Raw genomic sequence first — 20131 nt, 5'->3', positions numbered from 1 at the left:
CTCCATGATCTACGTCACAGGAGTCTCAAGGTCTCTCCTTGGGTCAATATGTCATGAATCCTGCAAGACAATCACTCGGTAAATCGTCGTTTACTCACGTACGCTGAGCTTCCTCTGCGTCAAATCCCGCGATCAAGGCATCCATCAGCATTCTCACCCGGCGCGGCAGAAGCGACGCCTCCGGGCGGACGAGGAAGATGCTGGTATCGGCACCGTCACCACGAATGTCTCCCAGCAGCGGGATCAAGCGCCCAGAGGCCAGGTCATCGGCGATCAGGTAGTACGGCAGACAGGCAACGCCACGCCCTCCCAGACAGGTGGCGTGCAGGGTTTCCAGGGAGTTGGAGAGGAAGCCGCAGCGCATCTCGGGCAGTGACGTGAGTCCCCAGGCGTTGAAGCCACCGGGGAGATTCAGGATCAGGCTGACATGCTCCGCCAGATCCGGCACTGAGCGCGGCGTGCCATGTCTTGCCAGATACTCCGGCGATGCACAGATGACACGCTGATTGGTGGCCAACCGCCTGGCGATCAGGCCGGGCTCGGGCTTTGCGGTGCTGCGGATGGCCAGATCCATCCCCTCATGCACCAGGTCGACCACGGCATCCGTCAGGGTCAGGTCCACGATGACCTCGGGATAGCGCTCCATGAAGCGCATCAGCAACGGCATTACCTGCAATTTTCCCAATGCGTTGGAACACGAGAGACGAATGCGCCCCTTGAGCGCACCACTGCCCTCGGCGATCTCCTGCTCCACATTGCGCAGCCGCTCCTGCAGCTCCCGTGTCTCCGAGGCATAGAGCTGACCCGCCTCACTCAGGCGCATCCGCCGTGTGGAGCGAATCAATAACTGCGCGCCCAGGCGCTGCTCGAGATGCGCGATGCGCTTGCTGATCGCTGAGTGGGTAATGCCGAGCTGTCGCGCGGCTCCCGTAAAGGTGCCGGCATCGACCACGGCATGAAAGATATCGAGATCCGTATACGTTTTCATATGTTCCATTGGCTCACGGATGCTGTGCTCACACACCGGATTATCACCAGACACTGCCCATGTCACCATGGCATCTGTTCCCTCCATGCCATATTCAGTGCCCAGAGACATCGCCACCATGATAGATCAGCCGACCGCTTCCACCCTGTTCACGCCCTTCACGCTGCCTTGCGGGCGAGTGCTCGCCAATCGCCTCATCAAGGCCGCGATGTCGGATTCTCTCGGTGATGGTACGGGGCATCCGAGTGACGCCCAGATGCGCCTCTATGAGCGCTGGGCAGAGGGCGGCGTGGCGGCGTCGCTGGTCGGGGAAGTGCAACCGGACCACCACCACGCCGAGAAGCCCGGCAATCTGGTCCTCAATGCGCAGTCCGATCTCGCGGCGTTCACGCAACTGGCGCAGCGCGGCCAGCAGCACGGAGCCGAGCTCTGGCTGCAGCTCGGCCATGCCGGCGCGATGGCCTACCCGCCGACCAGTACGCCACATGGCCCCAGTGCACTGGATATCCCCGGGCTACGTTGCGAGGCCATGAGCCTGGAGGCCATCAAGGCCTTGCCTGCCGCCATGGCAACCACGGCGCGCCTGGCCCGTGACGCCGGGTTTGGCGGGGTTCAAGTACATGCCGCGCATGGCTTTCTGCTCAGCCAGTTCCTGTCTCCCCTCTTCAATCAGCGCACGGATGACTACGGCGGTAGCCTCGACAACCGCATGCGGCTGATGCGTGAGGTGATCATTGCCGTGCGTGAGGCCGTTGGCCACGACTACCCGGTCATGGTGAAACTCAACTCGAGTGATCAACTTGAGGGCGGTTTCGAGGAAGCCGAAGCGCTACAGGTGATAGCAGCGCTCGATGAGCTGCCCATCGATCTGATCGACATCAGTGGCGGCACCTACTTCCCCGGCGCCAGCTCCGCGTCGGACGCCAGTGCCAGCGGCCCCTACTTCGTCGAATTCGCCAGGCGTGCACGCGAGGTGACGACCCTGCCCTTGATGGCAACCGGCGGCTTCAAGACTCTGGCGCAGGCCGAAGACGCCGTGGCACAGGGCGCCGTCGATCTCGTCGGCCTGGCCCGCCCACTGGCGCTGCACCCGTCACTGCCCACGCTATGGCGAGCGGGAGAATGCCCCGCGCCAGAGTTCCCGCGTTTCAGCGCCCCGCCGGAAGGCGGCGTGACCGCCTGGTATACCCTGCGCCTGACCCAGCTGGGCGAGGACCGTGAGCAGGAGTCACTGGGCGAACTGGAGACGGTGCTGGCCGACTATGAAGCCCGCGACGCCGCACGCGCCGAGACCTGGAACGCGCACTTCGCCGACTGTCTCCGCGACTGAGCCGCTTCTCGAAGTGGCCAGATACACGAACGCCGCAGCGCTGATGCTGCGGCGTTCGTGTGACCAGCGCCTTAGACAGGGGCTCCCTTCAGAGGCGGCAATGAGGCTTCTTCAAGCGGCGCAATACACACCGACTGAAGGAGCCTCACTGCCACCGCTACCCCCTTGTTGCTTGCCATTGCGCTGGTAGCTGCCCTTGCCCTTGCGCGCCTTCACGACACGCTGCTTGAACATCGAGGTACGCAGCACTGCCTTGAGGGCGTTGTCCTGCACCTTGCGCTTGTGAGTCATGGTGTCTTCTCCTGTGGCCTCTCTGTCACCGGCCCAGTATACGCCCTTTCGCCATGCAGAGTGATCAACCTCCGCTTCCCCCTCGTCGCTGGTCTGGTGAGTGAATAGCCCCGCAGATCCTCTAGACAATCCTCCAGCGAGGATCATTCGATAATCTGGCACCCTTTTCCCTTCTGATTTCTGTTCTTTCTCCATTCTCACGCCACTCACTACTCCGACACTACGTTCCCATCCTTCTCACACCCTTATTTACTCCACACCTCAAAATCACGAGCGCCAACCTGCTTGACAAAGAGGATATTTTATCCCAACACCCGTTTGACAAATTACGCATTGAAGAGACAGAAAATCATCCACCTCCCAAGCGGCATTGCAACACGTAAATCTTCTTTTTTTCTACACAGAAAACACGCCAGACAACGCCATGGCAAACCACCACGACATAAAAAGATGCTTTAAATCAACAATTTACTAAAAACAATACCAACCATGAGCCGATAAATCACATCCTTCATCCTGGCCATTCGGAAGAGAGACACAACCCACAAGGATCTTACAACTAAAGTCTAAATACTCTCATGATCGTGTACACTTCATGCACTCAGAAGCAATACCTCACATTTGAGATGACGCATCATTTCTGCGAGGATGCTTCACGTTCCGCGAGCAGTAGATGGCTCTCAAGGCAATAAAAAATACGCCTTCCGTGCTCAGGCTCAGCGAAATGACAGGTGGCAAGTCAACTGGATTCCTTACCTTTCCAGGCCACCCAAGCGCTGGATAATGCTCATTATTATCGCGATCCACTACAGGGGAAAAAGCACCTGGTCAACACGACATCCCGCAACGCGGGGTTCACGGAACACGACGTCTCATGACAGTCTCAACAGGAAATACCCATGACAAAACGCATTGCGATCATTGGCGCAGGGCCGAGTGGCCTGGCACAGCTGCGCGCCTTTCAATCTGCCGCTGACAAGGGTATCGACATTCCCGAGATAGTCTGTTTTGAAAAGCAGAGCGACTGGGGCGGCCTGTGGAATTACAGCTGGCGCACCGGTCTCGATCAGAATGGTGAACCCGTCCACGGCAGCATGTATCGCTACCTGTGGTCCAACGGCCCCAAGGAATGTCTGGAGTTCGCGGATTATTCCTTCGAGGAACATTTCGGCCACCCCATCGCCTCATACCCGCCTCGCGCGGTCATCTTCGATTACCTCAAGGGTCGGGTCGAGAAGGCAGGCGTGCGCAAGTACATCCGCTTCAATTGCCCGGTGCGCCACGTCAGCTTTGACGACACCCGCGAGCAGTTCACCGTCAGTGTCCATGACCAGCAATCGGACACGGTCGTTCAGGAGCATTTTGACCACGTCATCGTCGCTTCCGGTCACTTCTCGACCCCCAACGTGCCTGAGTTCCCGGGGTTCTCGGAGTTCAATGGCCGTATTCTGCATGCACATGACTTCCGCGATGCGCTGGAGTTCAAGGGCAAGGATCTGCTGCTGATCGGCAGCAGCTACTCTGCCGAAGATATCGGTTCACAGTGCTACAAGTATGGCGCTCGCAGCATCACCACCAGCTATCGCACCGCCCCGATGGGCTTTGCCTGGCCGGAGAACTGGGAAGAGAAGCCGCTGTTGCAGAAAGTGGACCGCGACACCGCCTATTTCCGCGATGGCACCCACAAGAAGATCGATGCCATCATCCTGTGCACCGGCTACCTCCATCACTTCCCGTTCCTCGATGAACCGCTGCGCCTCAAGACAGCCAACCGCATGTGGCCGCTCGGTCTCTACAAGGGCGCTGCCTGGGAAGCCAATCCGCGCCTGTTCTATCTCGGCATGCAGGATCAGTGGTACACCTTCAACATGTTCGATGCCCAGGCATGGTGGGTGCGTGACGTGATTCTCGGTGAGATCGCGCTGCCCAGCCGCGAGGCCATGCAGGCAGACAGTCAGGCATGGCGTGACCGGGAAGAGACGCTGGACAGCGATGAATCGATGATCCGCTTCCAAGGCGATTACGTGAAGTCACTGATTTCCAAGACGGATTATCCGAGCTTCGATATCGACGGCGTCAATCGCACCTTCCTCGAGTGGGAGCACCACAAGCACGAGAACATCATGACCTTCCGTGACTACTCCTATCGCTCGCTGATGACCGGCACCATGGCCCCGCGCCATCACACGCCCTGGCTCGACGCGATGGATGATTCGCTGGAAGCCTTCCTGGCGCAGCCCGACAAGAGCGCCAGACAAGCAGGCGGCGAGACAGCCGCCGAACGCTCCCTCGCGACTGACAAGGTCTGAGTGACGGACAGGATCTGAGTGACTGACGGCCTTGTGTCACCTGACATGTGACATCGGGCCCACAGAATGCACAACGCCGCGAAGCATGGCTTCGCGGCGTTGTGCATTCTGTGGTTGCGGAGCAAGAAGGCCCCGATGGATCAGAGGGTCTTCTTGCTGCGGAATGACGCTTTCTCATGGCGCAGGATATTGACGCTCAACGAGATGCAGACGCCAGCCGCGATCAACAGACTGACCGCCACCATCCCTGAATTGCTGAAGAAGAACGCATAGTTGGCAGCATGTACCGCAGTATCGACAGTTTCCATGACAAGACTCCTGGAGAAGAAAGAAAACGAATCGGCCCGTTCGCTCCGCCACTGGCTGGCAGCCAGACTTCAGGACAGATGGCAACGAACGCTGCAACAAACGAGCCAATCCTCATGCGGGTAATCGTCAGAACCGACTCAGCTGATATCGGGACGCTTGTCCATCGGTGCTGCCACTACCCCACCGGAACGTGCCGGCACGCTGGAAGATGACTCGGTTGCCATGCTCTCCGGGTAGGCCTTGGCCGGCACTTCGAACAGGTCCAGCCCGAGCACTTCGACATGCGGCGGCACGCGCAGCAGGTTGAACTTCTTGAGCAGATAGGCAACGCCCCAACCCGGCACGAAGCCCGTCACTGCCATCACCACCGCGCCTGTCAGCTGCCCGGTGAAGGAGACATCCGGCACGCCTTCGCCGACATTCGGGAAGCCCGCGGCGAAGACACCCACCAGTACCACACCGTAGAAACCGCAGAAGCCATGTACCGCGAAGGCGCCGACGGAGTCGTCCAGGCCACGCTTCTCGAGCAGCGCGCCGATCTTCGGCATCAAGGCGCCACCGGTGACCGCCAGTACGAAGGCCAGGCCCGGGTTGTAGAGATCCAGCCCCGCCGCGACGGTGATGATGCCGCCCAGCGCACCGGACATGGTCCAGAACGGGTCACGCGAGGACAGATAGGCACCGATCACGCCGCCACCGAAGCCCATCAGGGTATTGAAGGCGAAGGCTGAGAGGTTGGTGCGATTGCCATAGATGGTGGTCCAGCCGATGTCACCGGTGTTGAAGATGATGCAGCCACCCAGGAAGCCGAAGAAACCGACGATGATCAGCATCAGCCCGATCAAGGTCATCGGCATGTTGTGCGGTGCGATCACCTGCGGCTTGCCATCGTCACTGTACTTGCCGATACGCGCGCCCAGATTGAGCAGCACGCCCAGCGCGAAGAAGCCGGCCACGGCATGCACCACGCCCGCCGCGCCGACATCGTGATAGCCCAGCTTGTGCAGCATCCAGCCATCCGGATGCCAGCCCCAGGCACCCGCCAGGATCCAGACACCCGCACCGAGAATCACCGCCAGTAACAGGAAGGCGCCCAGGCGGATGCGTTCGATCACCGCCCCCGAGAGAATCGAGCCCGTGGTCGCACCGAACAGGGCAAAGGCCGCGAAGAAGATACCGGTGCCCATGTCATCGGCGTCGGGGCGCATGCTCGCGCTCCACGGCAGTGCCGCGGAAGCCTCGATGGGAATCAGCCCGTTGGGGAAGGCGTTGTAGATCCACCAGCCCACGAAGTAGAAGGCGGGGATGATCGAGGCCAGCGTCAGCACGTTCTTCATGCCGGACGCCAGGGCATTCTTGGAACGGGAGGCACCGATCTCATAGGCCAGAAAGCCTGCGTGGATCAGGAACATGATGGCGGTACACCACCAGTAGAACACCTCGATGTTCATCGCCTGGTGCATATCCAATATGCTTTGCAACGTCTTTTCATCCATCGTCTTTTCTCCTTTTCCGGGCCGGGTCTGCCACCGCATGCCTGCCGGTGGAAACCCTGTCTGCCCGAAGGTTGTTGTTGTTTTTCAAGGGGGACCTGCTGGATAAAGCAAGCGACATGCCAGATGCCCCCTGATGGCCACCTTCAGTAATACGTTGTTTTCATTGATATCTTCTCGAAATCGTGGACACCTCTTCACATATGAAGCCCGGAAATCACCACCTGGCAAGAGGGTGTTCGTTATTGAGGCAGGCAGGCGGCGTCCTGCACCGTGATATGACGTGAGTCGTACTGCATATACGGATCGTCACCGGCCAGCCTCACGCGCGAGGTCTCGGTCATGCGTCATGCATCACTCAGCTGCGCACCTTGAGACGCTCAGGATCATGGAAAGGCAATGTCACCACCTCGGCGACGAGACGCTTCTGGTGACCATCCAGCTGACCGATCTCAAGCTGCGTTCCGGGGCTTGAGAAATCCGGGGCGAGACGACACATGGCGATGGACTGGTTGAGCAAGGGAGAGCGGGTCGCGCTGGTGATCACCCCGACCGGATAACGCCCGTGATAGACCAGATTGCCATGGCTGACCAGCTCGCTGCTGTCCACCCTCAGGCCCATGATCCGATGGCGGGATTCCGGCGTCTCGCGCTGCATGGCCGCACGCCCGACGAAATCATCCTCCTTGCTCTTCATCGGCACGGTAAAGCCGATGCCCGCCTCGTAGGGAGACGTCTGCGGGCAGAATTCATGGCCAGCGAAGATCAGCCCCGCCTCTATCCTCAGCATGTCGAGGGCATCCAGCCCCAGCGGCGCGATGCCATGCAGCTCACCGGCCGCCCAGATCGCCTCCCACACGGCCGGGGCGTCATGCGGATGACACCAGATCTCATAGCCCAGCTCACCGGTATAGCCGGTCCGCGACACCATCAGCGGGATGCCATTCGGCCCCGCCAGACGGCCGACCATGAAGCGGAACCAGCCCAGCGTTTCCACCTCCGGCTGGGTACGCGCATTCCAGATCAACGGCGCCAGCACCTCGCGGCTCTTCGGCCCCTGCAGCGCGATGTTGTGCAGCTGATGGGTGGAGTCGCGCACCGTGACGCGATAGCCCTGCTGCTCTGCGAGATCCCGCAGCCACTGGCCGCTGGCCGGATCACCACAGATCCAGCGGAAGGTCTGCTCGCCCATGCGGAACAGGGTGCCGTCATCGAGCATGCCGCCGGTTTCCTGACACATGGCGGAATACACCACTTCTCCGATGGAGAGTCGGCGCACGTTGCGGGTCAGCGCATATTGCAACAGGCGTTCGGCGTCCGGTCCGGCGACCTCGAACTTGCGCAATGCGGAGAGATCCATCACCGCGACCCGTTCGCGACAGGCGAGATACTCCGCCTTGGCCCCCCACCCCTCGTAATGGGTGGCCAGCCAGTAGCCGTGGTAATCGATGTACTGCTTGGTCAAGGCGGAGGTGCAGGGATGGAAGGCGGTGGGCAATGTCATGCGCGGCAATTCCTCGGGCCGGTTGCGATAGGCGATACCGCGGGGGAAGTCATGTTCAGCGGCGTAGATACGCACATGGATATCGGTCGGCACCCAGCCGTTGGCGGCGTCGATGTCGTCCGGACAGGCGGATGAGGCACAGATGAGGTCACGGTCGGCGCGCAGCAGCACATAGTCGCCGGGTCGTGACCAGGGCTCATCCACCGCCAGGGTGCCGCAGGGCTGTACCCAGGTATTGAAGAAGAAGTTGATGGCCGGCCAGCTGGCACGCTGTCGGATACCATGAGACGCCGACAGGGCATTGTTGAAGTTGACCGTGCAGCTGTCGTGACCGAAGTAGCCGTGGTGTTCGTAATACTGCGGCGAGCAGGCAAGCATGAAGCTGTCATGGCGTCCGACCGTGTCCTGGATCACCTCGAGCATCGGATGCAGGTGCTGATCAAAGAACACCGAATACAGTCCCGGATTGGGCATGCAATGCCCGGACAGGCTGCGCGTGGCGCCAGCATCCAGCCCCAGCTCCTCGCCCTGTGCCCAGGCAGTGGCGTCGAAGGCCACGAAGTCGGAGCACTGACGCCCCGCCACATCGATGATCTGGATCCACTCGCCCTGCTTGACCTCATAGACCTCGACCGTGCCCGCCGCGACTCTCGTCTCCTGTCGGATCGGTGCCAGCGGCACCGGCAGATGTTCCAGCCCCACAAGCCCGGTGCAGAAATGGGACACCTCAAGCTCGGTGGCCAGCCGCTCTCCTTCGATCGTCATGTCACTGCCGGGGGCCAGCAGAATCAGGCGTGCGGCAGGCGCTTCCAGCGGCCAGCGAATCTCGGCCGGCAATCCGGCCGCTGACAGGCGCTGCCAGTACGATGGCGGGCAATGCGCGACCCCCAGCGCCTCCAGGCGTGCCTGAGTGTGCGGACTCCGAGTGTGCGGACTCCTGTTGCCGGACGTCTCCTGCGCCTCACTGGCCTGAGGCTGACTGGCGAAGGCGTGATCTCCCGGGCTGACGACGCTCGCGAAGTGCGCAAGCGACGCCTCGACTGTCGTGCCTACCCCCTTCACCGCTTCGCGGGGGCTTTCCCCGCTCTGCTGTGCCGCATCGGCGGCTTCATCACCCGTTGCCTTCAGCGCCAGCCACTCACAGGACTGCGCACCGTCCACGGATGACACCTGCACGCTATCGCCGGGCGACAGATCAAGTGCCAACACCTCCAGGCCGGCGATTCGGTAACGATACGGCTGGTTCGGCGTGGCTGCGGGTATCTCGACTGCAAGTCCCATCCTGGTGATACCTCTTGTTGTCATGGCAGGCGAGCCAGTCGAAGGAAGTGCTCGAAGGGCAAGCCTGGATCAGATGTGCCTGGATGGTGCATGACCCCTTGCGTCGCGCACCACGTTCTTCATGGTTAATTAAATTTACTCTCAGTAGATACGACGACAATCCATCAAGAGAGGTACCCATGAAGGAGTAATCCATTCGCTGGCATGAAGCTTGCTGGTGTGACACTCGAATCATGGCGCGCCGCAGGGGCGGCGAAACGACAGAGGAACTCGCATGGCACTCAGTCTCGGCGCATCGAAGACAGGCAAGGCACCTGCATCGCAAGGGATAGCGCATCGCCTTGATGTCCAGCGCGCACGAGGCTGTCCCGCCGATGCCGAGCCTCCCGTTCGCCCTGCTACCATCCCGCCGCCTGATCTGCGTGACAGACACCACCTCGATGCCATCACCTTGCGCATCGCCACCTGCGCTGACCTTGAGGAGGCGTTGCCATCCGTGCTGAGAGAGCTGCGGGACATGCTGAACGGCTGTCCTGAAAGCGGCACGGCGCACTCCGCGATTGGCGAACTCTGTGTCGTGCATCGCGCACCCGGTCAGGCGACCCATGCGGTGATTTCCCCTGCCGGCCTCGCTTTGTCAGCCGCTGCGCGCCAGAGATTGCAGGAAGTCGTCAGGGATATCGGTCGCGATCCCGGCGCTCGACAGCAGGCGTCTGGCATAGCCGGCACGCCAGGTGGCGTGCTGATCGCCCTCACGGACGCCACTGACAGCGGGGAGACGGGCAGAGGGGCGACGGGCGATGACTGGTTATGGCTTGGAGAGCCGACAGCCGCAGCCCCCTCCCGCGAGACACCGCTGGCACACGCCGTCATCGACGCTCTGAGCCGTGGCCTGGCATTGCAGCAGCAACAGGCGCGTCACGCTGAAGACAGGCAGGCAGCGGTGGCACAGGCCCTGAAGAACGAACGCCGACAACTGGCGGCGGAGCTGCACGACACCCTCGCCCAGGAATTGAGTTACCTGCAGATGCAGAGCGCACGCCTGACACGTGCCGCCCGCCATGCGCCACAGGAGGTGCAGTCACTGGCTGAGGAGGTGCATACCCAGGCCCGGCGCACTTTCCGCCAGACCCGTGAACTGATCAATGGCGCGCACGCCACCTGGGGAGACGCGCCGCTTGCCTGTGTGCTGGAGGCCTTGATCGAGGAATTCGAGACCCGTTCCAGCATGGTGTTCGAGCTCGACAATCGCATCCAGTCACTGCACCTCCCCGATGCCCTGTCCCTGCAGGTGATGTTCATCGTGCGGGAAGCGATGACCAACAGCGTGCGCCATGCCCGGGCCACCCACCTGCGCCTGCAACTGCTCTATCAGTCCTCTGGGCCGCAGCCGGCGGCGCGGGTGTTGCTGACCATCGAGGACAACGGCTGCGGGTTCGATCCCGCCGAGATCCCCGCCGCGCATTTCGGACTGGGCATCATGCAGGATCGCGCGCGCCACCTCGGGGCCGAGTTCGCCATCACCCAGCCTCGCCAGGGCGGTACCCGCGTGACACTGAGCTGGGAGCGCCGCGACACATGACCGCGACACGACAGACACCCTCGACGCACCCGACACGTCATACACTCCCGACAAGAGTGGTACTCGTCGACGACCATCCGCTGTTTCGGCGCGGGCTTGCCGAGCTCTTGAGTGAAGGTGGCCTGTTCGAGGTCGTGGCCGACTTCGATGATGGTGCGCATCTGCTCGAGCGCCTCCCCACCCTCGCCCCCGAGCTGGTGATCGTCGACTGGCAGATGCCGCAGCTTGATGGCCTGACCCTGATGCGCCATCTCAAGCAGCGTGATGCCGCTCTCAAGGTCGTGCTGCTGACCGCCTCCGACGACAGCCGCCACCTGCTGGATGCCATCCAGCAAGGGGCGGATGGCTACCTGATGAAGGACACCGCCCCCGAACGCATTCTCGAGCGCCTGCAGGCCGTCATCGACGGCAAGCTGGGGTTGGAGGAAGAGACCTTGCTGCTGCTGGCCAGGCGCCTGCAGCAGGACCACCGCCAGCGCTCGGCACGCGAACATGCACCGCCGGAAGGTGGCGTTCCCACGCCGGGTTCAGCCGTGCCGCTGACCGAGGCGACAGACGCTGCCCTGACTGACGGCATGGCTGAGACCGAGACGGCGGACTGGCATCGCGGTCTGACCGAGCGTGAGCGCGATACCCTCAAATGGATCGGGCGCGGCCTCAGCAACAAGCTGATCGCGCGCGAGCTGGGCATCAGTGACAGCACGGTGAAGGTCTACGTCAAGAATCTGCTGCGCAAGCTGGATCTGCATTCGCGACTGGAGCTGGCCGCCTGGGTCTACGCCCACCCGCTGACGCCAGCGAGTGATGCCAGCCGAGCGCCCGCCGAGGACGCGACAAGCGCCAAAGAGGCCATGACACGGGCCGAAAAGGAGAGCCTGAGATGATGCGCTTTCTCGAACAGTTCGCCTCCGCCTCACCCGCCTCGACGGCCTCGCCCTTCAGCGCACAGGCGATTCTCGACAGCCTGAGTGATGCCGTGGTCGTGGTGGATGCTGACAGCACGCTGCTCTATGCCTCGCGTGGCTGGCAGGCCCTGAGCGGACACGAATCGAGCGGCTCACGGGAAGACACGCCAATCGCCTCTCGGACGGAGGGGGGCGGCACGGCACCGCGGCGCCTGCGGGAAGCACTGCACCCCGCAGATCACGCCCGCTGGGACGTGCTGGCCCGGCACGTGTCACGCCGTGAGCGGCCTGACTGCTGGCGATTGCGCATCCTGGGGCCGGACCACCACTATCGCTGGTGTGAAGTCCGTAGCCAGTCGCTCTCGCTGGCCTCGCCCTGGCCCGCCACGCTCACTCTGCATGACATCAGCGAGCGCGTGCAGCAGGAGCAGATCGACGCCGCCAACCTGCGCAGCCTGACGCGCCTGATCAAGGGCCTGCCCGCGATGGTCTATCGCGCGCGCAACAACCGCCACTGGTCGATGGAGTACATCAGTGACGGCTGCCTGGCCATCACCGGACTCAGCCCGCGCGACCTGCTCGATCATCCCTCCCTCACCTACGGCGACATGATCCACCCCGAGGATGCCGACCGCGTGTGGGACCAGGTACAGGCCGCCCTTCAGGCACACACACCCTTCACCCTTGCCTACCGCATTCGTCACCGCGATGGCGACGTGCGCCGGGTACAGGAAAAGGGCCATGGCATCTATTCACCTGACGGCACGCCACTGGCCGTGGAAGGCATCATCTTCGCCGTCGACACCTCGGACCTGGCAGGGGATTCTGCATGATCCGCAGAGCATGGCATCGACGTCGCATACTCCTTTATGGCTACCCTTTCCGAGCAATGTGCAGCCAGGTCACATCTCGCTAGCCTGTTTCGTTGTCAGTGTTTCACGACGTCATCACGTCACGAAACCTCAGGTAACGCATCAAGACACAACAAGAACAGGATGGTATCCATGACCCAACGTATCGCGATCATCGGCGCAGGCCCCAGTGGACTGGCTCAATTGCGCGCCTTTCAATCCGCAGCCGACAAGGGCATCGAGATCCCCGAGATTGTCTGTTACGAGAAGCAGGATGACTGGGGTGGTCTGTGGAATTACAGCTGGCGCACCGGCCTGGATGCCCACGGCGAGCCGGTCCACGGCAGCATGTATCGCTACCTGTGGTCGAATGGTCCCAAGGAGTGTCTCGAGTTCGCCGACTACTCCTTTGAAGAACATTTCGGGCGCCCTATCGCCTCCTACCCGCCGCGCGCCGTGCTGTTCGACTACATCAAGGGGCGTGTCGAGAAGGCTGGCGTGCGCAAGTACATTCGCTTCGGCTGTCCGGTCCGTCAGGTCACCTTCGATGAGACTACCCAGCAATTCACGGTCAGCGTGCATGATCAGGCGCTCGATCTGGTGACCAGCGAAGAATTCGATCACGTCATCGTGGCTTCCGGGCATTTCTCGACTCCGAACGTGCCGGAATTCCCCGGTTTCGCGACCTTCAATGGCCGCATTCTGCATGCGCATGACTTCCGCGATGCACTGGAATTCAAGGGCAAGGATCTGCTGTTGCTCGGCAGCAGCTATTCCGCGGAGGACATCGGCTCGCAGTGCTACAAATACGGTGCGCGCAGCATCACCACCAGCTATCGCACCGCTCCGATGGGCTTCAAATGGCCGGACAACTGGGAAGAGAAGCCGCTGCTGGTGAAGGTCGATCGCGATACCGCCTATTTCAGTGACGGCAGCCACAAGCGAGTCGATGCCATCATCCTGTGCACCGGCTATCTGCATCACTTCCCGTTTCTCGAGGAGTCGCTGCGCCTCAAGACTGCCAACCGCATGTGGCCGCTGGGGCTCTACAAGGGCGTGGTGTGGGAAGAGAATCCGCGCCTGTTCTATCTCGGCATGCAGGACCAGTGGTACACCTTCAACATGTTCGATGCCCAGGCCTGGTGGGTGCGCGATGCGATTCTCGGCACCCAGACACTGCCGGCGAAAGCGGCGATGCAAGCCGATAGCCAGGCATGGCGCGAGCGTGAGGAAACGCTGGATAGCGACGAGGCGATGATCGTCTTCCAGGGCGACTACGTGAAATCGCTGATCAGCGAGACCGACTACCCGAGCTTCGATATCGATGGCGTGAATCGCACCTTCCTCGAGTGGGAGCATCACAAGCACGAGAACATCATGACCTTCCGCGATCACGGCTATCGCTCCTTGATGACCGGCACCCTGGCGCCCAGACATCACACGCCGTGGCTTGAGGCGATGGATGACTCGCTGGAAGCCTATCTGGCCCAGCCGGCCGAGGCCCAGGCGCCATCCGACGAGGAGTCAGCTGCTCAGGCGACGACCACGCCGCTGGCCTCCTGACGCTTTCTGGTCACTGTACACAAGAGCTTCTGTTCACAGAGACGAGGCTGCACCAACGACTTGTCAGGCACCAGGCGGAGGGGCTCCCTCCGCCTTTTCATGGTCAGAAACATCAACAAAAACTCATATAGACTCGCATTCATGCAACGCATGTCTTTCGCTGGCGATTGAACGCCTCGTTTTCCCGACACCCCACAAGGACGCCCGATCACCATGCGCATCACGCTCTATTTCCTGATCTCGACCCTGTGCGAAATCGGCTGGGCCACGGGCCTGAAGGTCGCCGACACTCCCCTGGAATGGGCACTGACGGTGCTGCTGGTCATCATCAGCCTGAGTCTGGTCACCCAGATCGCCAGGACACTGCCCGCCAGCACCACCTACGCCATCTTCGTCGGCCTGGGCACGCTGGGGACGGTGGTGACTGACCTGCTGTTCTTCGAGCTCGAGTTCCAGTGGTCCACGCTGGGCTTCGTGGTGCTGATGCTGGTGGGAATCATCGTGCTCAAGACGGCCCCCGGCGCGCCTGCCGACAAGCAACCTCGCGCGAGTGCCACACCACAGACCACCATCAGTGAATGAGCAGGAGGAATGACATGGATTGGGTCTATCTGATCGCCGCCGGCTGCTGTGAAGTCGTCGGCGTCACCGGTTTCAATCAATACGCCAACCACCGCCGCCGACGGGGTGTGCTGCTGGTCGCGCTGGGCTTCAGCGCCTCCTTGAGCCTGCTGTATCTGGCCATGGACACCATCAGCCTGGGCATCGCCTATGCCGTATTCTCCGGCATCGGCACCGTGGTCAGCGCCATCATCGGGGTGCTGTTCTGGCGGGAGCATTTCTCGTTTCGCCGCATGGCCTGCATCGGCCTCATCGTGCTGTCGATCGTCGGCCTCAACCTGACAGGCGGGCATTGATCATTGCCATTCGTGCAATGACCAATTGCCGTCAGGTGCCTTTTTCTGTCGTCGGCAGTGCACTAGCCTCTCGGGCAACATTCGTGATCATGCCATTCAGGAGTCTTGCCATGAGCCTGTCCTTCTACGCCGTCAGTCACGAGCGCGGCTTCTCTCCCACGCCCCTGCCCATCTGGACGGACAACGGTGACGTGTCTGACCTCTTCGAGACCGAGGCGACGCCAGAGGTGGTCCGTCAGGAGGTCGAGGGTGTCCCGGGCGCCTTCCAGCTGCTCAATGTGCTGACGCCTGCCGAGGCCGACAACTTCGTCGCCACCCTGGAGGCAATGGGCTTCGAGGAGGATGCGCCCGTCTCCCTGCCGCGTTCGGTACGCCACAACCACAACGTCAACTGGGTCGTCAGTGACGCCATCGATCAGGTCATCTGGGCGCGCTCGGCGCCGCTGGTGACCGAGCAGATCCAGGGCGAGGGCGCAAAAGGCATCAATGCGCGCTTTCGTGTCTATCGCTACGAGACCGGTGACTTCTTCAAGCCGCATACCGATGGTGCCTGGCCGGGCAGTCGCGTCATCAATGGCGAGATCGTCCAGGACGCCTATCCGGGCCTGATGAGCCAGTACACCTTCCTCATCTTCCTGAGTGATGGCTATACCGGCGGGCGCACCGAGTTTCTGGTCAGCCGTCGCGACCCCGAAAGGCCTGCCCAGTCACGGGACGACATCCAGACAGTCTCGGTCGCAACGCCCAAGGGTGGCGTGCTGTGCTTCCCGCATGGCTCGCACCCGCAGCACTGCGTGCACGCAGGCGAGCCGATCCGCGATGGTGCCAAGTACATCATCCGCAGCGATATTCTCTACTGATGACCACCTGCCGAGAACCTGCTAGCGACCGGCCAGCCGCTCGCGGCGGGCGAGCAGGAAGTCGACCCAGGCACGCACGCGCGGGTTGTGCTGATTCTCGCGTGCGAAGACGACATGGATGCCAGTGTCGAAATCCGACGACGTGACCTGATGGTCCTCCAGCACCGCCACGAGGCGTCCCTGGTCCAGTTCTTCACGGATGGCCCAGAGCGGTTGCACCACGACACCAGCTCCCTCGAGGGCTGCCTGGGTCAGAATGTCGGCGTTGTTGGTACGCAACGCGCGTGCTCGCGCCGAGATGCGGTGCTCCCGCTCACCCTGCACCAGCCGCCAGTGATGATTGGCGGTGGTATAGCTGAAGGTCAGCAGGCGGTGCCGCTCCAGGTCCTCAGGCTGACGAATGGGCGGCTGGGCACTGAGATAGGACGGCGCCGCGGCCAGCACGAAACGCTGGTCACTGATGTGCCGTGCGATCAGACTCGAGTCTTCCAGATGGCCGATGCGGATGGCGACATCGAACTGCTCCTCGATCAGATCCACACGCTGATCACTGCTGACGATATCCAGCGCCACCTCGGGGTAGCACTGCATGAATTCACTCACCAGCGGTGCCAGATAGAGGCGCGAATATCGCCACGGCACCGAGATGCGCAGCGGCCCCGCGACTCGCTCACTCAGCGTCTCGAGCTCATCCGTCAATTGAGCCACCTCGCCCAGGATGGCACGGAAACGGATCACGGCTCGCTCACCGGCAGGCGAAAGCCGCACATGGCGCGTGGTGCGCACCAGCAACGGCTCGCCCAGCTGTCGCTCCAGATGATTGACGTGACGCGTCGCCGTGGAACTGGCGATCTCCAGCTCACGCGCAGCCGCATTGAAGCTCTGATGCTCCGCCACCTTGAGGAAGGTGCGCAGTCGTTGGGTCAGTTCGTTCATGGCTCTCCACAGTGAATCCGCCTTTCACGTAGACACCGGACCTTGCGCCCGATGGCATTCGCCGATGCCGAGCATAACACCCTCGCCATCCGGGCTTCGCAGCGGCCACTTTCACTTGAGGCGGCTTTGCATATTAGCGGTTGCCTAACGCTTGCCTGCCACGGATACTGTATATAAATACAGCAACGACAGGAGAGCTTTCCATGACCGCATCTGCCCCCCTTGCCACTCACGAGACGTTGGCTCGCCCTCATCCCGCTCCTGCGCCATGTGAGCTGCCATACCCCCACATCACGGGGCGTGCGGGAATTTCCGGCTTTCCGTCACCGGCCGAGGATTACGCTGGCCGGACGCTGGATCTCAACGAGCGGCTGATCAAGCGTCCGGCAGCGACCTTCTTCATGACGGTGGCAGGTGACAGCATGGAAGGCTTCGGCATCTACGAGAATGACACCCTGGTCGTGGATCGCTCCATCGACGCCCGCCCCGGACATATCGTGGTGGCGCTGGTCGAGGGCGAGGTGGTGGTCAAGCGCTACGAACTGATCGGCCAGCGGCCGTATCTGTGCTCCGGCAATGCCCTGTATCCACCGGTGGCCATCGTCGATCTCGAGTGTCAGGTCTGGGGGGTGGTGCGCTCCGTCATCCACGAATACGCGGTATGAGCGCGCCGATGATCGGGCTGGTCGACTGCAACAACTTCTACGCCAGCTGTGAGCGAGTCTTTGATCCGCGCCTGGAAGGCCGCCCCGTGGGGGTGATGTCCAACAATGACGGCTGCGTGATCGCGCGCTCTCAGGAACTCAAGGCGCTGGGCATCGAGATGGGGACCCCGGCCTTCCAGCTGCAATCCCTGGTACGCGAGGGGCGCATCCACCTGCTCTCCTCGAACTATGAGCTGTATGGCGACATGTCGGCGCGCGTGCGCGACGTGCTGGAGGAATACAGCGCGGGGGTCGAACCCTACTCCATCGACGAGATGTTCGTGCGCTTCGATGGCTTTGACCGCAACGCGATGCTGGCGCTGAGTCGTACCCTGCACCGCAATGTGCGCAAGTTCACCGGCATCCCGGTATGTGTCGGCGTGGCCCCCACTCGTACCCTGGCCAAGCTGGCCAACCGTACCGCCAAGAAGCGGCCGGAATTCGGCGGCGTCTGCGTGCTGGAACCTGCCGAAGTCGGCACCCAGCGCCTGCTGGAAGACACACCGCTGGGCGATGTCTGGGGCGTGGGCCATCGCCTGGTCGAACGGCTGGCACTGCAAGGGCTGCATACCGCCTGGGATCTGCGCTGTGCGGACCCGCGCGCCATCGGTCAGCGCTATTCCGTCGTGCTGGAGCGCACCGTGCGCGAGTTGCAAGGCACGCCCTGCTTCGAGATGAACGACCCCGATGATGCCCGTCAGCGCATCATGACCTCACGCTCCTTCGGCCGCATGACCGATGACATGAATGAGCTCAAGGATGCCATTCGCCAGCACGCTCAGCGCGGCGCCGAGAAGCTGCGCCATCAGGGCAGCCAGACACGTGCCGTGCTGGTCTTCCTCAAGAGCAACCGCCACCGCCCGGATCTCCCGCAATACTCGCCCAGCACCATCATCGAACTCCCCGAACCGACCAGCGACAGCCGCGAGATACTCGCCGCCGCCCATCAGGCGCTCGAGCGTATCTATCTGCGCGGCTATCGCTTCATGAAGGCAGGCGTGATGCTGCTGGACCTCATCGACCAGCCCCGAGAGCAGCTCTCGTTGCTCGACAGCGAAGCCGATATCGCCAGACGAGAACGCAACCAGCAGCTGATGGCGACACTGGATGCGATGAATCAGAAGATGGGTCGTGGCACCGTGCGTCTGGGCGTCGCGCGCCCGGATGCCGCCTGGCAGCTGCGCTGCGCGCATCGCAGCTCACGCTATACCACCCGCTGGCAGGAGCTGAAGCGACTGGGGAGCCCCCCTCGGCTCCCTACAACGTCAGGCGCGACGCAAGAAACTCGACAAAGGCACTGATACGGGGCGAGAGCGTGCTGTTGCGGTAGTACACCGCCTGGATCAGCTCACGCGGATTGGGCGACTGGACCTGCCCCGGCAGCACTTCTACCAGAGCGCCCGACGCCAGGTCATCGGCGAGCATGAAGCGGGAGATCAGCGCGATGCCGTGGCCGGCCAGGCATAGCTGGCGCATGACTTCACCGCTGGAGGTGGAAAGGTGCGGCGTCGTTTCCAGCTCCCGGGGCGCACCCTTGAGTGGCCAGCGATTCAGGCGACTGGGCGGCAGGAATCCCAGCAGGCGATGCGCCGCCAGCGCCGCGACGCTCGTCGGCGTGCCATGCCTTGCCAGATAAGCTGGGCTGGCGACCAGGTGCAGGGTCGAGCGCCCCAGTACCTTGGCGTGCAGGGTCGAATCCTCGAGCTCGCCGATGCGAATGGCGACATCGGTGCGCTGCTCCAGCAGATTGATGATGTCGTCACCCGCCGAAAGCTCCAGGGAAATGCCGGGATAGCGACGTTCGAACTCTCCCACCAGCGGCACCAGCTGATGCAGGACGAAAGGACTGGCGGCATCGACCCGCAGACGGCCGCTGGGTTGATCACGCTGTTGACGCAAGACGTCTTCGGCCTCGCTCAACTGCTGCAGCCCCTCCCTGATGCGCTCGACGAAAGCACGCCCCTCGTCTGTCAGGGCGACGCTGCGAGTGGTACGAGTCAACAACGGTGTCTCAAGCTCGCTTTCCAGCCGCTGGATGGCCCGTGACACCTTGGCCACGGGCACATCCCGCTGCTTGGCGGCAGCACTGAAACCTCCGCTGTCGACCACCGCCAGCAACCATTCAAGGTCTTGTGAGCGACTGCGCATGATGAAACTTCTCCCAGAAGACGATGGTCCTTGTCAGACCTTGATGACCCCTTGTTCGGCCCGAATCCTTGCAGAAATCGCAATGATCGGCACCTGTCAGCCACTTCTTGCACCACAATCACGCACCGCTTCCAAGCGATCACGCCATGGCCTTCCGTGC

18 protein-coding genes are annotated in these 20131 nt (G+C 62.0%); 11 read left to right on the top strand and 7 right to left on the bottom strand.

Annotated features, from left to right (window positions below; all coding sequences use genetic code 11):
* Positions 1–94 precede the first annotated feature (94 nt).
* On the bottom strand, positions 95–988 hold the full coding sequence (locus HXS66_RS13870) for a LysR family transcriptional regulator (protein ID WP_176503858.1): 894 nt from the start codon (positions 986–988) through the stop codon (positions 95–97).
* Positions 989–1106: 118 nt separating this feature from the next.
* Here HXS66_RS13870 and HXS66_RS13865 point away from each other — a divergent pair, with 118 nt between their 5' ends.
* The gene (locus tag HXS66_RS13865; RefSeq protein ID WP_176503857.1) at positions 1107–2318 is read left to right on the top strand and encodes an NADH:flavin oxidoreductase/NADH oxidase family protein; all 1212 of its coding nucleotides are present in this window, start codon (positions 1107–1109) and stop codon (positions 2316–2318) included.
* Between the two features lie 111 nt (positions 2319–2429).
* Here the strand turns inward: HXS66_RS13865 and arfA are convergent, their stop codons facing one another.
* A complete protein-coding gene (gene arfA, locus HXS66_RS13860) occupies positions 2430–2609 on the bottom strand; it encodes an alternative ribosome rescue factor ArfA (RefSeq protein WP_176503856.1) in 180 nt (59 codons plus the stop codon).
* A gap of 899 nt (positions 2610–3508) precedes the next feature.
* Between arfA and HXS66_RS13855 the strand changes: the two genes are divergently transcribed.
* Positions 3509–4918, top strand: coding sequence for an NAD(P)-binding domain-containing protein (locus tag HXS66_RS13855; RefSeq protein WP_176503855.1), 1410 nt, complete (start codon positions 3509–3511; stop codon positions 4916–4918).
* A 140-nt stretch (positions 4919–5058) separates the two neighbouring features.
* Here HXS66_RS13855 and HXS66_RS13850 read toward each other — a convergent pair whose 3' ends face one another.
* The 3 genes from HXS66_RS13850 to HXS66_RS13840 form a co-directional block, all read right to left on the bottom strand.
* Positions 5059–5226 (bottom strand): hypothetical protein, encoded by a 168-nt coding sequence (locus tag HXS66_RS13850; RefSeq protein ID WP_157109453.1) that lies wholly within the window; start codon positions 5224–5226, stop codon positions 5059–5061.
* 138 nt (positions 5227–5364) lie between these two features.
* Complete coding sequence (locus HXS66_RS13845; protein ID WP_077371230.1) at positions 5365–6723, bottom strand: ammonium transporter; 1359 nt, start codon at positions 6721–6723, stop codon at positions 5365–5367.
* A 355-nt stretch (positions 6724–7078) separates the two neighbouring features.
* Positions 7079–9505 carry a DUF1989 domain-containing protein gene (locus HXS66_RS13840; RefSeq protein WP_218015188.1) on the bottom strand — a complete coding sequence of 809 codons (2427 nt, stop codon included), beginning with the start codon at positions 9503–9505 and terminating at the stop codon, positions 7079–7081.
* Positions 9506–9779: 274 nt separating this feature from the next.
* Between HXS66_RS13840 and HXS66_RS13835 the strand changes: the two genes are divergently transcribed.
* From HXS66_RS13835 to HXS66_RS13805, 7 genes are all read left to right on the top strand, one after another.
* Positions 9780–11087: a sensor histidine kinase gene (locus tag HXS66_RS13835; protein WP_176503854.1), complete on the top strand. Its 1308-nt coding sequence runs from the start codon at positions 9780–9782 to the stop codon at positions 11085–11087.
* Positions 11084–11971, top strand: coding sequence for a response regulator transcription factor (locus HXS66_RS17575; protein WP_176503853.1), 888 nt, complete (start codon positions 11084–11086; stop codon positions 11969–11971). The genes HXS66_RS13835 and HXS66_RS17575 overlap by 4 nt, the downstream gene beginning before the upstream one ends.
* Positions 11968–12825, top strand: a complete 858-nt coding sequence (locus tag HXS66_RS13825; RefSeq protein WP_176503852.1) for a PAS domain-containing protein — start codon at positions 11968–11970, stop codon at positions 12823–12825. Before HXS66_RS17575 ends, HXS66_RS13825 begins: the two co-directional genes overlap by 4 nt.
* Positions 12826–12996: 171 nt before the next feature.
* Positions 12997–14406, top strand: a complete 1410-nt coding sequence (locus tag HXS66_RS13820) for an NAD(P)-binding domain-containing protein (RefSeq protein ID WP_176503851.1) — start codon at positions 12997–12999, stop codon at positions 14404–14406.
* 213 nt (positions 14407–14619) lie between these two features.
* A complete protein-coding gene (locus HXS66_RS13815) occupies positions 14620–14988 on the top strand; it encodes a multidrug efflux SMR transporter (RefSeq protein WP_176503850.1) in 369 nt (122 codons plus the stop codon).
* 14 nt (positions 14989–15002) lie between these two features.
* The gene (locus HXS66_RS13810) at positions 15003–15323 is read left to right on the top strand and encodes a multidrug efflux SMR transporter (protein WP_136939268.1); all 321 of its coding nucleotides are present in this window, start codon (positions 15003–15005) and stop codon (positions 15321–15323) included.
* 110 nt (positions 15324–15433) lie between these two features.
* On the top strand, positions 15434–16183 hold the full coding sequence (locus tag HXS66_RS13805; RefSeq protein WP_176503849.1) for a 2OG-Fe(II) oxygenase: 750 nt from the start codon (positions 15434–15436) through the stop codon (positions 16181–16183).
* 21 nt (positions 16184–16204) lie between these two features.
* Here the strand turns inward: HXS66_RS13805 and HXS66_RS13800 are convergent, their stop codons facing one another.
* Positions 16205–17119 (bottom strand): LysR family transcriptional regulator, encoded by a 915-nt coding sequence (locus HXS66_RS13800; protein ID WP_176494115.1) that lies wholly within the window; start codon positions 17117–17119, stop codon positions 16205–16207.
* A gap of 203 nt (positions 17120–17322) precedes the next feature.
* On the opposite strand from HXS66_RS13800, the gene HXS66_RS13795 reads away from it, so the two are divergent.
* Both HXS66_RS13795 and HXS66_RS13790 read left to right on the top strand, forming a co-directional pair.
* Complete coding sequence (locus HXS66_RS13795) at positions 17323–17784, top strand: LexA family transcriptional regulator (RefSeq protein ID WP_176503848.1); 462 nt, start codon at positions 17323–17325, stop codon at positions 17782–17784.
* An 8-nt stretch (positions 17785–17792) separates the two neighbouring features.
* Positions 17793–19124, top strand: a complete 1332-nt coding sequence (locus tag HXS66_RS13790) for a Y-family DNA polymerase (RefSeq protein ID WP_141391801.1) — start codon at positions 17793–17795, stop codon at positions 19122–19124.
* Here HXS66_RS13790 and HXS66_RS13785 read toward each other — a convergent pair.
* The gene (locus tag HXS66_RS13785) at positions 19081–19971 is read right to left on the bottom strand and encodes a LysR substrate-binding domain-containing protein (RefSeq protein ID WP_136939265.1); all 891 of its coding nucleotides are present in this window, start codon (positions 19969–19971) and stop codon (positions 19081–19083) included. The two genes, HXS66_RS13790 and HXS66_RS13785, sit on opposite strands and share 44 nt — an antisense overlap.
* Positions 19972–20131: the final 160 nt, after the last annotated feature.

It is taken from the genome of Cobetia sp. 5-11-6-3, from assembly GCF_013374055.1.
GTDB classification, from domain to species: Bacteria; Pseudomonadota; Gammaproteobacteria; order Pseudomonadales; family Halomonadaceae; genus Cobetia; species Cobetia marina.
This window is presented reverse-complemented; position numbering and strand designations above follow the sequence as displayed.